The organism is Halothiobacillus neapolitanus c2 (assembly GCF_000024765.1).
Classification (GTDB): Bacteria; Pseudomonadota; Gammaproteobacteria; order Halothiobacillales; family Halothiobacillaceae; genus Halothiobacillus; species Halothiobacillus neapolitanus.
On record NC_013422.1, the window covers coordinates 1,096,631 to 1,111,442 of the forward strand.

Genomic DNA, 14,812 nt, shown 5'->3' on the forward strand with positions numbered 1-14,812 from the left:
CTGTTAACGCAGCGCCTTGTTTAATGCCGTGGCAATCGCTTCCATACCGGCAGGCCAGTCTTCTTGCAACGGGTCGATGGTGACCACTTCTCCATTGATGGAGTCGGCAATGGTTTTGGCGGCTTTCTGTGCAAATTGGGGTTCGATGAAAACGACCTTGATATTGTTGTTCTTCGCAAAGGTGATCAACTCGCCCAGTTGTCTCGGGCCGGGTTCCTTACCTTCGATTTCGATGGGCACCTGTGTCAAGCCGTATGCTGCGGCGAAATAACCGAATGCCGGATGAAACACGATGAATCGGGTTTGTTTGAGCGGGTGATCGACCAGAGACTGGAGAATGTCGCCATCGACTTGATCGATTTTCTGAGCGAGCTTGGCATAGCCTTGCAGATAATCGGCGGCGTGGGCGGGATCGGCCTTGATCAGCGCATCGCGAATATTCATGGCCTGAATGCGCACCAATACCGGCGATAACCAGATATGCGGATCAAGTCCCGGCCCTTTGGCAGCACCATGATCGTGGTCGTGCCGAAGCATCGGCATCCGCTCGATGCCGCGGGCGGTATTTACCACAACCATTTTCGGGTTGGCTGCGGTAAAACGCTTCAACCAGGCCCGTTCGAGTGGCACACCGATTTCCATGTACAGATCGGCCTTGGAAAGACGCGCAATCTGGCGCGGCGTGGGTTCGTAGGTTTCCGGCTCCGCATTGGCGGGGACCAGAACCTCGACGGTGACGTGGTCGCCACCAATCATTTGTACGAAATATTTTTGTGGTGGAATGCTGACGGCCACATCAATGGGTGACGCTGCCCAGACCGAGGACGCAGCCAGATTGAGAGCCAGTAACAACGCAATCTGAAACGGTGCAAAGAAAATACGCATGGCAAACTCTTTGTTAGATGATTGAGGAACAGGGCGATGGCCCAAAGATCAATTTGGTACATTATAACGTATTTATCAGCACACAAAGCGCATATATTCTTGGCCAAGATGAAAACCAGAGTGAAAACCAAGGTAAACCCATGAACGATCAGGAAGCAGAACATTGAATCAGGAGCTGACATTAGCGCCGGATGCGGGAAAGCAAGCCGCACTGGCATCGCTGATCGAGGCATTGCTGCTGGCCAGCGAAGTGCCCTTGAGTCTGGCGGGTCTACAGCGGATGATCGGTTCCGAAACACCGGTTGCCGCTTTAAGCGAAGCATTGGCGCGGTTGCAAGCCCGGTACGAAGCGCATCCGTTCATTGATCTTGAACACCGCGAAGTGGCCGGTGTATCGAGCTGGCGGTTGCTCGCCAATGATCAGATCGCCCCTTACCTCGCCCGCAGCGAAGCGCCACGGACCAGCCGCTATTCACGTGCCGTACTCGAAACATTGGCGCTGATCGCATGGCGGCAGCCCATTACCCGTGGGGAGATCGAAGCCGTGCGCGGTGTGAGCGTCAACCCGCAGATCATCCGTACCTTGGTCGAGCGAGGCTGGATTCGGTCGGTCGGCCATAAGGATACCCCGGGCAAACCGGAACTATTGGGCACAACGCGACAGTTTCTTCAGGATTTCGGCCTTAATTCTCTGGAGTCTCTGCCAACGTTCGATGACTTCGTGCGTCAAGGTACGATGGACGTATAACGCTCGCTTCGATTTTGCCTTTGTCGCGTTCAGATGCACCTGTCCGAACTGATCGAGGCGTGGCGGATAACAACAGGAAGCACCTCGAAATACCCGTGATTCGTCGTTCCCGCGAAAGCGGGAACCCAGAAAAATCAAGGGCGCTGGATTCCCGCCTACGCGGGAACGACGAGTTTTTCGAGCTTCCCTAGGATAAATCGTCATGCTATCCAATTTTCTACCGTCGAATGAAAGTGGCGTCTTATCGCATCACAACGCCAATTGACCGAATCTTGTCCGAAAACCCAGCGGCAAAACTTTGTCCTGAGGGGGGAATTACGGTACCGTTCGCGCCAGATTTGCAGAGAAGATACCTATGAATTTAATGAAGATATTCGTACTTGGACGGCGGGCGGCCGATGCGTTCGCCCGATCCAAGGGAACAGAGTTGGACGATGTCGGGACCTTATCCCTGCTGGATCATCTGTTGGCACGCTGGGCGTCGAATCGTCTTGCCGATGCAGCGGACCAAGCGCTGCTTTCCTATATCACCTTGCTGACGGCTCACCGCTATTATGTTCAGCCCGAAAAATTCCTGAAAACCTGCCGCAGCGCCGAGCACCGCGAAGAATACCCGCTACAGCGCTTGCCACAGTGGCTTGCAGCCTTGCGCAATACGCTGAATTTTTACGCCGGCATCGAGACGGCGCCACGCCTGCCGGAAACGGAGGATGCTTCCATTCAGTTGCTGACTAATGAACTGTTTGCCTGGATTGCCGTGAACCACCCGGAGCATCTGGGTACGTTGGAATCGACCTGGGACGAACCAACGGTGCTGGCGTTGTTGAGATCACGTGCCCGGAACCCCTTGGCTTACGAGCCGGTCTTCTCGCCGACTCATCTCGAATTCATCACGGCTATTGAAAAAACACACTGTATTTTTGCGCCCTCAGGCAAATACTGGGGTGCGGACGACTGGCGTGGTGACGAAACATTCGAGCAGAACGCTGCACGTTTCGCTCAGGGTCTGTTTCGTTTCATGACCGTCGCGCGCAAGGAGAAATTCAAGGGTTTTGCGTTCCGCATGCCCGCGGCGTTCAGTTCCAGTGTGGACGAACTTGCTCGCACTACGGCCCGGTTGCTCGCGGCACTCAATAGCATCGACCCGGCGCATTCCAACTGCCTTGAAGGCGAGCCGGGCACACCGGGTTGGAAATTCGACTGGGCGGGTGAATCCATGTTTCTGACAACATTCGGCACCTGCTACCCGCCGGATCACCCGCGTTATCCGCACGGGTTCGATCAGACCTATTTTTTCTTTCAGCCCGACTTTGTCCTGCGGCATCACCCGGGATTGATCGGCGAGATGGAGGCCATTTCCCGTGAACGGATTCTGTCCAGCTTCAACAAGCACGGCATGGACTACGACAATGAAAACAAGATCGCGGAAAGCGCCCGTTACATCCGCCCAATGAATCCGAAGGACCCACCGGTCGCGTGGTGGCGGTATTTGCCAAGGGCGAGAGACGGAGCGGCGAGCGCAAACCGCAAGATACCCTCGCATTCTGCCTGCACGGCCTGATTGGCTATCAACGTCTTGAGGTTGTTTTGAGTAACCCTTTGCAACTCATCCGGAATCGTCTGCCGCTGTATATCGCGCTGACGCGCTTGAATCGGCCAATTGGCATCTATCTTCTGCTCTGGCCGACATGGTGGGCGCTGTGGTTGGCGGCAGGCGGCGTGCCCGATTGGCGTCTGCTCTTGATTTTCACGCTGGGCGTGGTGGTGATGCGGTCGGCCGGATGTGCCATCAACGACTATGCGGATCGACATGTCGATGGGCATGTGGCGCGCACGAAAAACCGCCCTTTGGCGGCCGGGCTGATCCAGCCGAGCGAGGCGGTTGGCGTATTCGTGTTCCTGTCGCTAGTGGGTTTGGTGCTGGTGCTGCAACTCAATACCACGACGATTCTGCTGTCGATTGTGGCATTGATTCTGGCGGCAACCTATCCCTTCGGTAAACGCTTTCATCACCTGCCACAGGTTCAACTCGGCATGGCGTTCGGCTGGGCCATACCGATGGCGTTTGCCGCCCAGACGGGAACGGTACCGCTGATTGGCTGGTTGCTGTTCATCGCCAATATGTTCTGGACGGTAGCGTATGACACACTTTACGCGATGGCCGATCGGGAAGACGATCTTAAGGTCGGCGTGAAATCGACCGCCGTACTGTTCGGCCGCTTTGACCTGCTGATTGTGAGCGCGTTGTATGTCGCCACACTGGCGACCCTGATTCTGATCTGCGTTATTCAGGGGTTCGGCCTGTTCCCGTTCATTGCGCTGTTGCTGGCCGCCATCAGCGCGGTATGGATTGTGTATTCCGCCCGGGACCGCGACCCCGCGCATTGCGTGCGCGCCTTTCTGCGGAATAACGTATTCGGCGCACTGGTGATGATCGCCTTGCTGTTGGCTTATTTCTGATCAGTCAGGGCCTGATTAGTCCGTGCCTGATTAGGCTGGGCCTGATCGGCCACGGTCGATTCATCCATGGCCCTCTTCTTTTTGCGTCCAGTTAGCCCTTCGGCCACCACGTAGAACGCCGGAGTGACGTACAGTGTTAATAGCTGGGAAAACACCAAACCACCGACAACGGCAATCCCCAGCGCCTGATGGGCTTCTGCTTGCGCCCCGAAACCGACGGCAATGGGCAGGGTGCCCAAAATGGCGGCGAGCGTGGTCATCATGATCGGCCGGAAACGCACGGTACAGGCATCGACCATCGCATCAATCGCGCTTTCGCCTTCTCGTCGTCGATGAATGGCGAAATCCAGCATGATGATGCCGTTCTTCTTCACCAACCCTACCAGCATGATGATGCCGACAAAGCTGAATACATCGAGCGGCTGGTTGAACAGGTACAGCGAAGCCAGCGCACCGAATCCGGCGAGGGGCAGGGCGGTGAGGATGGTGAGCGGGTGAATGAAGTGTTCGTACAGGATTGCCAGAATCACGTAGATCACGAGTATGGTGGCACCGAGCAGTAACGGTAGCGTCTTGAGTGAATCCTGGAATGCCTGTGCGGAACCGGCGAACTGGCCGCTGACATTCTGTGGCAAATGTTCCAATGCGGCTTCTTCAATGGCTCGACTGACCTGATCGAGCGAATAGCCGGGTTTGAGATCGAACGACAGGGTGATCGACGGCAGTTGACCGTAATGGGTGATGGACAGCGGCCCGACACCGGTAGAAAAGCGTGCCACCGCGCTCAAGGGGACTAGCGTGTTATTGCTGCCGGGCACGCTGATGGCGTCCAGCGCGGAGATGTCATTCTGGTACTGCGGCGCCAATTCAGCGATGACCTGATACTGGTCGCTCGCGCCATAAATCGTACTGACCTGAGTGCCGCCGAAGGCCAGATTCAGTGTCTGTTCGAGCGCGCTTGGGGTGACGCCAAGAGAGGCTGCCCGTTCACGCAGGATATCGACGTTGATCTGCGGATTACGGATTTGCAGGCTGGAATCGACACTCGTCACGCCGGGAACGGCACGCAGAAAGGGTAGGAATGCTTGCGCGGCCTGGTTGAGCTGATCCTGATTCGTGGATTGAAGAACAAACTGATAATTCGAATTCGAGGAGAGCGCACCGATTCGAATGGCGGGGGGCTCAATGAAGAAGGCGCGCGTCGATCCTAAACGATCGGAAAGTTTCGCCATGGTTTTGCGGAAGTCCTGAATAACCGAGTTCAATGGCGCGCGTTCGTTCGCCGGTTTGAGCTGGATCATCATGAAGCCGACATTGCTGCCACCACCGCCCGCGCCACCTTGCCCGGCATTCGACATGACGGTCAACACAGCGGGGTTTTTTTGCAATGCCTTGGAAATAATCTGTTGCTGATCTTTGAGTTGATCGAAGCTTATTCCCTCCGGATAGCTCAACATGCCCATTACCATGCCGGTATCCGAATTCGGTATGAACGCCTTTTCAAGATGCTGAAAGAAAAAGACGGCACCAACAAGCGAACCGGCCGCCGCGAGCAGAATCAACCAGCGAAACTTCAGCGACCAGCGCAACGAACGGATATAACCCCGCGTGAGCGCATTGAAACCGCGGCCAAACAGTCCGGGTTTTGGTGGGTTAAGGGTTGCGTCGGTTTGTTTTTGCTCTCGCATTCGGGCCAGCAACATGGGCGTGAGCGAGAGTGCCACCAGCCCTGACATGAGAATCACGATGCCGATCGTGGCTCCAAATTCGAGGAATAATCTTCCGAGCAGGCCGCCCATCAGGATCAACGGCAGGAACACGGCGGCCAGCGAGAGCGTCATCGATAGAATCGTGAATCCGATTTCCCGGCTGCCGATCAAAGCGGCCTGCATCGGGCTTTTGCCCATTTCGCGGTGTCGGGAAATGTTTTCGAGCATGACGACGGCGTCATCCACAACAAAACCGACCGCCAGTGTCAGCGCCAACAGCGTCAGTATGTTCAGGCTGTAGCCGAGCAGATGCATGACGGCAAACGTGCCGAGAATCGAGATCGGAATGGAAATTACCGCGATGATTGTTTGTCGCCATTGACCAAGGAAGAGCCAGATCACGGCAGCAACCAGCAGGCTTGCCAGAACCAACGTGAATTCAACCTCATCGACAGCCGCCTGAACGTAGGTAGATTTGTCGTAGATGATCTGCATCTTGGCACCGCCCGGAAGCGACGCGTTGAGCTTGGGTAGTGCGGCGCGGATTGCCTTTGCGATATCGACCGTATTGCTGTCGGGCTGACGAACGATGGCGAGAATGATGCCGCGCTCATTGTTGATCCAGGTGGCGCGCGTGTTCTGCTGCACGCCATCCACCGCGTGGCCCATCTGGTTGAGCTCGACCGGTGCGCCATTGTTGTAGGCTACGATGAGTTTGTTGAATTGCGTCGCGTTGGTCAGTTGGCCATCGACCTTGAGGTTATAAGAGCGGCTCGGGCTTTGCAGAGTGCCCTGCGGCAGATTTGCATTATTGCTGTCGATCGCATTGACCAGATTGGTCAGGGAAAGATTGCGCGCCTGCATGGCATATGGGTTCAGGAGAAGCCGTACAGCGTAGGTTTGCCCCCCAAAGACACGCACTTCCGAAACACCCGGAATGGACTGCAACTTCACCGCGAGTTGTTGTTCGGCAAAGGCATCGAGTTGGTACAGCGGCATGTCGGGGGCAGACAAACCGATAAAGACGATAGGGCTACTGGTCGGATTTTGTTGCCGCACGGTCGGCTGCTGCGTCATCGTGCTGGGGAAGAAGCGCGCGGCCTGTGTGACGGCGGCTTGCGTATCCTGTGTGGCGGCATTGATATCGCGACTTAAATCGAATTGTAAGGTGATGCGGGTCGTGCCCGTGCTGTTGACCGAGTTGACGGAAAGCAGACCAGGAATCCCCGAAAACGCCTGTTCCATCGGCGAGGCGACGGCACTGGCCATGAGTTCGGCACTGGCTCCGGGCAGGCTGGCGGAAACGGAGACCGTCGGGAACGCGACATTCGGCAACATGGCAACCGGCAATGCTCGCCAGGCAAATACGCCAAATAGAATCAACGCGGCAAAGAGCACGGTCGTCATGACCGGGCGCCGAATGAACGGCGCGGCCAAGTTGCTGATCGCGTTATTCATTGCGTGAACTACCTGAGTGCGCTGCAGATTCCGCTTTTAGCTGCTCAGAACTCTGGCCTTTCTGGTTACTCGTCTTTTCAAGCGCGACCGGCATGCCTGGTGCGATTCGGGCGGGTAGGGGATAGATGACTTTTGCATCGGCAGGCAGGCTGCCTGCGGGCAAGGCGGATTCTTTCGTTGTGTTTCGGGCGGGGGAAACTGTCTGCATTTCGACTTTACCGTCTTTGTACAGATAGACAAACATGCCTTGGTCGCCAATTTGTACGGCAGCAGCGGGCAAAACCTGCGCATTGGGAATTTGACCCAAGGTGAGGCGTGCCGTTACAAACTGGCCGGGCCAGAGCGAACCGTCGTGGTTGTCGATCAACCCCTGCAGGCGGATGGTGCCGGTGCCGGCGCTGATGCTGTTGTCGATGAAGCTTAAATGCCCTTTGCCGAGTATGTGCTCGGCGTGTTCATCCAGAACCTCAACGGTGGGCGGCGGAACGCTCTTTTCTCCCGGCTTGGTTTGCCCCAGCCCCGGCCATTCCTTGCTGAGCGCATTCAAGACCGATTGCGGCAGGCTGAAATTCACCAGCAGTTCACGATTGGAAACGAGGGTAGACAATGCCGTGTTGTTGGCGACCACAAGGTTGCCGGGCTGGAGCGAAATTTCCCCCAGTCGTCCGGTAATCGGCGCCCGGATCTTGGTGTAGGCAAGATTAATTTGCGCCGTCTGAATGGCGGCCTGATCCTGAGCAATCAGCGCGTTGGCGGCCATGGCTGTAGCGACGGCCTGATCGTAGGATTGACGGGTGATGTACTCTTTTTCAACCAAGGGCTTGAGTTGCTTTACCTGTTGCGCAGCATAGCGCGCCTGTGCGCGGTCACCTTCGAGTTTGGCCCGAGCAGAAAGCAGCGCCGTTTCGAAGGGTTGTGCATCGAGCGAGAAGAGCAGTTCGCCCTTCTCGACCTGCTGACCGGATTGCACGTGCACGGCATCAATGGTGCCGCTGACCTGCGGCGTCAGTGTGACGGCGTTCGGGCTGGCCAGCGTGCCCGCTGCGGTCATGGTGATGGGCACCGTTCGTACGCTGGGCGTGATGACCGACACTTTCGTTAACATCATCCCCGGCATTCTTGATGCGGGTTTCTCCGTTTTGGCTTTTTCCTTCTCGGCCGATTTATCCGTGGCTGTCTGATTCTGGCAGCCGCCCAAGGCCAGAACGGACAGTACGGCGAGGATGGTTAGGAGACGGCTCTTGTTTCCAGATATGGCGCAACGGGTGGCCTCTGCATGCGGTTTGAGTCGGGGGCGCATATTCATGGCTGAGACTGTTCCTTGTGATCATACAAATGAGATGTCGGGACGATATCGGGCAGATGATCATTTGGTGCTGCGCCATCGCTGACGGCCGCTGTCGTCGGGTCAAGCAGGCTGTGTTCCGAGAACATGGGCGAGCCGAGTTGGCCGATGGCGGCGCCGAGTTTGGCGAGCGCGGTGTAGGCGTTCAAGGCGTTCTGGGCGAGTGTGACTTCAGCCGTTGCCAGCGTGGACTGGGCTGTCAAGAGATCCTGAATTGTGGCGTAACCGACCTTGTATTGGGCCTGCACCGCCTTGAGCGCCTCGTTGGCGTTTTCAACCTGAGCGCGCGCACTCGGAATGGCAACCATTGCACCACGGAAGGCATAATAACCCTGCCATACCGCCAGTTCGGTCGATTGGTAAGTTGTGTCGCGGTTGGCTTCGGCTTCTGCCAGTTTGGCGCGCGCCTGAGCCGTTTGGTAGTGCTGGTCAAAACCGGTGAATAGCGGCACGGAGAGCGTTAATCCGATGCTGTTGGTTTGGGTCCGTCCCAAGCTCTGCTGAAAGCGCAGACCCTGATTGGCGCCCAGTGAAATACTGGGCAAGCCGGCTCTTTCGGTCTGATCAAGCGTGGCTCGGGCCTGCGCTACTTGTGCCTGTGCATTCTGCAAGTTCGGATTTTGAGCAATCGCCTGTTGCAGCAGTGATTTTACATTTGCATCGAGCTTGGGATCGATGCGGGTTTGCAAAGGAGCGAGTCTTAACTGTGTGTCGACAGGCAAGCCGACGGCACTGGCCAGCGCCCCCGCGTTCTGGAGTTGGGTCTGTTCGGCCGTCGCCAGCGTTCCCTCGGCCTGCGCCAGTGCGGCTTTTGCCTGATACAGATCACTGACGGTGGCTTGCCCGGAGCGGTATCTGGCCTGTGCCGCATCCAGCGCTTTTTGGGCCGTTTCAACTGATCGCTTGTTGACCTCGATCAGTACCTGATCAGCCAACGATTGGTAATAAGCACTTGCGACGCTGGATAGGACGGTTTGCAGGGTTTGGTCATTGGCAAATCGTGCGGCCACAAGACCGGCTTTTGCCGCTGCAATCCCTGCTTCGCGCTGGCCGAAATCGTACAGCAACCAGGACAAGCTCAGATTAGGCGCGAATATTCGTTGAGTCGGGATACTAAAACCGGTGGATGTGGTCGATTGAGATTGTTGCGCCGAGGCGTTCAACGTCAATTTGGGTAGCCAGGCCGCTTCAGAGATACCCACACTGGCCGCTTGCGCACGCAAACTGGCCCATACCGAATGGGTCTGGGGATTGTTCGACAGGGCGAGCGCGCTCAGTTCGGCAAGTGAATATTCGTGCCCCGTGACCATCTTTTGCTTCTGAACGGCCGTTGGGGCTGAAATGGTATAAAAATCCGCCCGTTGCGCGGCCTTTACGCCTGGATGCTCGGGCAGGCGCGCATTTACCCCGAACGGGTCATCAAACGAATTCGCATAAACGTTCGAAAAACCAAACAAGCCAAGTGCAATTGCCAAGCCCAAAATCGCGCTTTTGACTCTGAGCGGGTGGTTGCCTGGTGAAAATATTGCGGGCCGATTGCGCAAGAAAATTTCCTTTTGTTGCCGGATAACGTAGTAAAAATAATTTTCCGTAGCGACGTCGAGTTGGATTTCTAAAACGTCGCAGCGGAGTTTAGTCCGGTTTTTGCTTGATGTGGTTCAGTCTTGAGGATTGTTTCGAGATAAATCAGTGACGGTAGTCGCGTCGATCATCATCATATCGATCGGGGCGGTGATCATGGCGACGCCCATCGTACCCTCGGTCATCTCGACCCTCGCGGTACATTGGATACCGTGGCGCCCAGTACACCCGCTCACGATAGTGATGATGACGATGCCCCCACTGGCCTCGGTACCATACCCAGCGATTGCGCCATTCCCAGCGCCCCGGAACCCATATAGCGCCGTGAAATGGTGCTCGCCCGATTACTTCGTGACGTGGCGGCGGCATCTGTCGACCTTGATCAATCCCAATAAAAATTCCAGCCGGATAACCTGGTGCCAGCACGATCTCAGCCGGTGCGGCTGCGGCAAGGCCACTGATGCCTAGACCACCGAATAGCAAACCGGCCATAAGCCCGATTTTGCGTAAACGCGGTACCAAAGTTTTGTTTTGATTGTTTGCTTGGTTCATTTTGCATTCCTTCCTGTTGATTGAGTGCTCAGAGGTGTCGGGCAATCAATGCTAGCGGCCATCTCGCCGATGCCAGCCGTCGTTATCACGATGTCTGCCTCCGTGGCCCCACCCTGCCCGGGGATGCGCCCAGTAGCCACGATGCGAATACCATCCATCACGCCAACCCCGGTGGCGGGGGGCCCATATCGCACCTGCGAAAGGAGCGACGCCTACGACTGTCACGCGTGGCGGTGGCGCTTCGTAACGAACGACCGGGCCGGTAACGACGGTTTCGCTGGTGTAGCCATAACCGTAACCTGCGGGATAAACCGCGCAGCCACCCAGTCCTGCCGTGATGCCAATAATGCCGAGCAGCGCTGCCCGTCTCAGGGCGAGTGAATGACGGATGAGGGGCAATGTGTTCATGCTGCGTTCTCCTGCTTGAGGTACGTACCAAGGTTAGGATGGACCGGCTGCCAAAAACAGGAACATTTGGTTAATCAAGTGTAACCAAAAGTGTACAAAGCAAACATCGCCGCAAGGTAATGATAATAATAGGGTAATTATCTCATCATCTGTTTTCTGTTGCCGTGAATACAGGGCGCGGATGAGTGGTTTTACGACCGAGGAGCGGTTCGCTGTAAAGATTAGCGAGACCGCTTCACGGTTTAGGTGGTATCGATTGCCGATTGATGGGCCCAATCGGATTTACGTGCTCATGATTGCAGGGCGCAAATACCGTCGAGCAGGCATGCAGATCAATGGTGATCAAGTTTCAGTGGTAAGCCCGTTTATTCAGAAAAGGTGTTCTTCTCTCCAGGCCGACCATGACGCTCGAGCAATTTTTCAATAGGGTGGCGCGTCTTGTGTGGCCAGTTTCCGGGGGCGTTGTAACCCACGGTGATCATGATGACCGGCAGATAACGTTCAGAAATGAGAAAAGTTTCACGGAATTTGTCCTGATCGAATCCGATCATCGGGCCGGTAACCAATCCCAGTGATGTCGCCGCGTTCATAAGATTCATGGCAGCGAGCGCGCCGGAGCGAATGGCTTCGTCATGTGCTCTTGAGGCGTCCGCGTAGCCAGTTTTCACGGCGTTGGTGAAGTATTCGGCCAGTCCTTGATCGTAAATGCCTGCTTGCTTGTCTGCATTGGCGACTTCCTCGAACTGCTCGTGCGCGTTCAAATCACCCAGTACCACAATAACCAACGGTGCTTCTTCAACTTTAGCCTGATTGTAGGCAATCGCGCGCAGTACCTTGCGCGCTTCCAGATCCTGAACAGCAAAGAATCTGGTCTGTTGAAGATTGAACGCACTGGGCGCCTGCCGAGCGGCATCAATCAACTGATCGAGCAGTTCGGCCGAAACAGGTCGATTTGGATCGAATCGGTTGGCAGAAAAGCGTTGGTGTATGGCGGTAAGTGTGTCCATATTCATTTATCCTCAGTCTGGTTTAGGTTCATGTGTGTTGTTGATTTTTATCGTGGTCACGCCACGGGTTCAACCCTAGAGCCGTCCCATAGCGCCGGATTGATAATCGAGCATGGCTTGCTCAACTTCGGCCGTCGTGTTCATAACGAACGGCCCGCGATGCGCGATGGGTTCACCGATGGGCTTGCCGGATAACAGCAGCAATCCACTTGCCGTCTCGCTGTGCAACGTGACGATCTGATCGCCCCTGTCGAACACCATCAACCCGCCGTTTTCTGCCTTGCCTTGTTCGCCTGTATCTTGTCGTGCAGCCGATACATCACCGCTATAGACATATGCCATCAATCGATAGCCCTCGGGCAGTTTGATTTCGACTGTCGCGCCTGCATCAAGGCTAAGATCGGCCATGCCAGCACCGTTACCCAGTGTGGACATCGCGCCCTCACCGCTGGTCTCGTTGAATTGCCAGTGATCGGCAATCAGGCGGGCTGAACCCCCCATGAAGGTGACCTGCGGGATTTCGCTTGCCTGAACGTCTCGGTAAGCCGGTGCGCTCATCTTGAGCGCAGCCGGCAGGTTGATCCATACCTGAAAACCATGCAGACCATCACTGTCGGTCGTCGGCATTTCCGAGTGAACAACGCCACTACCCGCACGCATCCATTGCGCACCGCCGCGACTCACGCCGCCTTGATGGCCTTCAGAGTCACGATGGGAAAGCCCGCCATGCAGCAGATAGGTGAGTGTCTCGAAACCTCGGTGCGGGTGCGGTGGGAATCCGCCAATGTAGTCGTCCTTGATGCTGGATTTGAGCTCATCCACCATCAAAAACGGATCAATCCTGCCGGTAAATTCACTGATGCGGCGAATTTTAACGCCAGCACCATCTTCGGTGGGTTGGGCATATCGAATGTGGAATGTGTTCATGAGAACTCCTGCTTAATGTTGTGTGTCGCGAATTTGTTGCTAAGTGAGCCCGGTTACGGCTTGGCTCGAATTCCTTCAATATTGACCGTGATGTGAACGTCGTTAGAAAGGCCTTGCGGGAGATACGCCATCAGGCCGAAATCGCTGCGCTTGATCGTGGTTGTGGCAACAAAACCGCTCAGATAGCCACCCCAAGGCTTGGGCAGATAAGCCACTTCCCCGGCACCGACCTTTTCGACATGAAATACTTCCGGGCGAGTCACACCGTGAAAACTCATGAGCCCATGCAGATTGCCGCCACCCTGCTTGTTCGGCACAAAGCTTGTGCTGGTGAAGGTGATTTCAGGATAGTTCTTGGCATCGAAGAACTCCTTGCTGAGCAAGTGTTCATTGCGCAAGGCCAGGTTGGTATCGATGCTGTCAACTGAAATGCTAATCTCAGCCTTGTTTTTGCCCGGATGCTTGCTATCGATGGTGTACTGGCCACTGATTTTGTTGAATCGTCCAGTAAATGGCGCGATGCCGACATGTCCAAGCGTAAAAAACACCTGAGAATGATCCGGGTCGATTTGATACCGCCCATCCGCATTATCGTTTAGTGGTTGATATTGCCCTTGGGCAAACACATTGGATGCAGCACCAAACATTGCTGCAATAAGTGCCAGTGCGGCCATCGACCGGGTAGTGGATTTAACGCTTGACCATATCGGTATTAGAGAGGCGGTATACATGATGAATCCCTCGCTTGTTGTTTGATCCTCCGGATTTTACTCAGGTATTTTTTTGTTAATATCGAAATTAATTTCAAAAATACTTCGAATAATTCGAAATGAGGTGGTTATGGATGATCTGCGCCCTTGGCGTTGGCTGATCGGGGTGATCGATTACGGCGGATTGCAGGCGGCGGCGGATCATTTCCACCGGACGCCATCCACACTCAGCCACGCCATCAAGCAACTTGAATCTCAGGTCGGTTTGCCCTTGGTTGCTTATCAGGGGCGGCGGCTGATACTCACAGAGATCGGGCAACTGCTGACTTGCCGAATGCGGCCGGTGCTGCGTGATCTCGATGGCGCTCAGGCACTGGCTACCCAATTGGCACAAGGGGTGGAGCCAGTGCTCTGTGTGGCTATTGACCAAATTATTCCATTGGCACTGATTGCCGATGTTTTTTCGATCGTGTCTGAGTCCTATCCGCAAACCCGCATCGAGCTCTTTGAGACCATTCTCGGCGGTGGTCCGGCGATGATGCTGGAGGGAACCGTAGGTTTGTATCTAGGCACCCAAATGGTGACGGGGATGCCAACTATTGCTTTGGATCGCCTGAGGCTGGTTCCTTGCGCGGCACGTACGCACCCGCTTGTAACCCAAGCAGGTGCTGAGGCGGGGCAGGTTACCGAGGCGGATTTGCGCCGCTACAGGCAAATCGTGATTCGAGATTCGGCACCGAGTCGTTTAGCCAACGGAAGCTGGCTATCTGCCGAGCAGCGCTTTACGGTTGATCATTTACACACGGCGATTGACTTGATCGAATCCGGGCTGGGTTTCGCTTGGCTTCCTGAAACACTGCTTTCAAGTCATCCAGATTTAAGCATTTTGCAAATGGCTGATACCGTTGCCGACGAAGCGGATATCCATCTGGTTTTCGATGCGGGATTCGCGTCTGGCTTGGCGGGCGCACGCTTAATAGATGAGATACGGGCCCGATTCGACACACGGGCCTAAAGGTAGT

General features: G+C 55.5%; 13 protein-coding genes. 4 read left to right on the forward strand and 9 right to left on the reverse strand.

Going from position 1 to position 14,812, the window contains the following annotated elements; all coding sequences use genetic code 11:
- Positions 1-3: 3 nt before the first annotated feature.
- Positions 4-885, reverse strand: a complete 882-nt coding sequence (locus HNEAP_RS05105; RefSeq protein ID WP_012823887.1) for a metal ABC transporter solute-binding protein, Zn/Mn family — start codon at positions 883-885, stop codon at positions 4-6.
- A gap of 163 nt (positions 886-1,048) precedes the next feature.
- Here HNEAP_RS05105 and scpB point away from each other — a divergent pair, with 163 nt between their 5' ends.
- The 3 genes from scpB to ubiA all read left to right on the forward strand — a co-directional run bounded on the left by scpB (position 1,049) and on the right by ubiA (position 4,093).
- Positions 1,049-1,633, forward strand: a complete 585-nt coding sequence (gene scpB, locus HNEAP_RS05110; protein ID WP_012823888.1) for an SMC-Scp complex subunit ScpB — start codon at positions 1,049-1,051, stop codon at positions 1,631-1,633.
- Between the two features lie 355 nt (positions 1,634-1,988).
- A complete protein-coding gene (locus HNEAP_RS05115) occupies positions 1,989-3,194 on the forward strand; it encodes a YqcI/YcgG family protein (protein WP_012823889.1) in 1,206 nt (401 codons plus the stop codon).
- Positions 3,195-3,220: 26 nt separating this feature from the next.
- Positions 3,221-4,093 carry a 4-hydroxybenzoate octaprenyltransferase gene (ubiA, locus tag HNEAP_RS05120; protein ID WP_012823890.1) on the forward strand — a complete coding sequence of 291 codons (873 nt, stop codon included), beginning with the start codon at positions 3,221-3,223 and terminating at the stop codon, positions 4,091-4,093.
- Here the strand turns inward: ubiA and HNEAP_RS05125 are convergent.
- The 8 genes from HNEAP_RS05125 to HNEAP_RS05160 form a co-directional block, all read right to left on the reverse strand.
- Positions 4,084-7,260: an efflux RND transporter permease subunit gene (locus HNEAP_RS05125; protein ID WP_012823891.1), complete on the reverse strand. Its 3,177-nt coding sequence runs from the start codon at positions 7,258-7,260 to the stop codon at positions 4,084-4,086. The two genes, ubiA and HNEAP_RS05125, sit on opposite strands and share 10 nt — an antisense overlap.
- Positions 7,253-8,566 (reverse strand): efflux RND transporter periplasmic adaptor subunit, encoded by a 1,314-nt coding sequence (locus tag HNEAP_RS05130; RefSeq protein ID WP_012823892.1) that lies wholly within the window; start codon positions 8,564-8,566, stop codon positions 7,253-7,255. The genes HNEAP_RS05125 and HNEAP_RS05130 overlap by 8 nt, the downstream gene beginning before the upstream one ends.
- Entirely contained in the window at positions 8,563-10,149 is a 1,587-nt protein-coding gene (locus tag HNEAP_RS05135; RefSeq protein WP_012823893.1) for a TolC family protein, read from the reverse strand. Before HNEAP_RS05135 ends, HNEAP_RS05130 begins: the two co-directional genes overlap by 4 nt.
- Positions 10,150-10,291: 142 nt before the next feature.
- Entirely contained in the window at positions 10,292-10,738 is a 447-nt protein-coding gene (locus HNEAP_RS05140; RefSeq protein WP_012823894.1) for a hypothetical protein, read from the reverse strand.
- A gap of 51 nt (positions 10,739-10,789) precedes the next feature.
- Positions 10,790-11,146, reverse strand: a complete 357-nt coding sequence (locus tag HNEAP_RS05145; protein WP_012823895.1) for a hypothetical protein — start codon at positions 11,144-11,146, stop codon at positions 10,790-10,792.
- 365 nt (positions 11,147-11,511) lie between these two features.
- On the reverse strand, positions 11,512-12,153 hold the full coding sequence (locus HNEAP_RS05150) for a nitroreductase family protein (protein ID WP_012823896.1): 642 nt from the start codon (positions 12,151-12,153) through the stop codon (positions 11,512-11,514).
- 75 nt (positions 12,154-12,228) lie between these two features.
- Complete coding sequence (locus HNEAP_RS05155) at positions 12,229-13,080, reverse strand: pirin family protein (protein ID WP_012823897.1); 852 nt, start codon at positions 13,078-13,080, stop codon at positions 12,229-12,231.
- Positions 13,081-13,133: 53 nt separating this feature from the next.
- Complete coding sequence (locus HNEAP_RS05160) at positions 13,134-13,811, reverse strand: YceI family protein (RefSeq protein ID WP_012823898.1); 678 nt, start codon at positions 13,809-13,811, stop codon at positions 13,134-13,136.
- Between the two features lie 109 nt (positions 13,812-13,920).
- On the opposite strand from HNEAP_RS05160, the gene HNEAP_RS05165 reads away from it, so the two are divergent.
- Positions 13,921-14,805: a LysR family transcriptional regulator gene (locus HNEAP_RS05165; protein WP_012823899.1), complete on the forward strand. Its 885-nt coding sequence runs from the start codon at positions 13,921-13,923 to the stop codon at positions 14,803-14,805.
- The last annotated feature ends 7 nt before the right edge of the window (positions 14,806-14,812 follow it).

What these genes read in the sequence shown, in the direction of transcription:
- HNEAP_RS05105 (WP_012823887.1), bottom strand. Translation starts at nt 885, where the DNA reads ATGCGTATTTTCTTTGCACCGTTTCAGATTGCGTTGTTACTGGCTCTC.
- HNEAP_RS05115 (WP_012823889.1), top strand. Translation starts at nt 1,989, where the DNA reads ATGAATTTAATGAAGATATTCGTACTTGGACGGCGGGCGGCCGATGCG.
- HNEAP_RS05125 (WP_012823891.1), bottom strand. Translation starts at nt 7,260, where the DNA reads ATGAATAACGCGATCAGCAACTTGGCCGCGCCGTTCATTCGGCGCCCG.
- HNEAP_RS05130 (WP_012823892.1), bottom strand. Translation starts at nt 8,566, where the DNA reads ATGAATATGCGCCCCCGACTCAAACCGCATGCAGAGGCCACCCGTTGC.
- HNEAP_RS05140 (WP_012823894.1), bottom strand. Translation starts at nt 10,738, where the DNA reads ATGAACCAAGCAAACAATCAAAACAAAACTTTGGTACCGCGTTTACGC.
- HNEAP_RS05145 (WP_012823895.1), bottom strand. Translation starts at nt 11,146, where the DNA reads ATGAACACATTGCCCCTCATCCGTCATTCACTCGCCCTGAGACGGGCA.
- HNEAP_RS05150 (WP_012823896.1), bottom strand. Translation starts at nt 12,153, where the DNA reads ATGGACACACTTACCGCCATACACCAACGCTTTTCTGCCAACCGATTC.
- HNEAP_RS05155 (WP_012823897.1), bottom strand. Translation starts at nt 13,080, where the DNA reads ATGAACACATTCCACATTCGATATGCCCAACCCACCGAAGATGGTGCT.
- HNEAP_RS05160 (WP_012823898.1), bottom strand. Translation starts at nt 13,811, where the DNA reads ATGTATACCGCCTCTCTAATACCGATATGGTCAAGCGTTAAATCCACT.
- HNEAP_RS05165 (WP_012823899.1), top strand. Translation starts at nt 13,921, where the DNA reads ATGGATGATCTGCGCCCTTGGCGTTGGCTGATCGGGGTGATCGATTAC.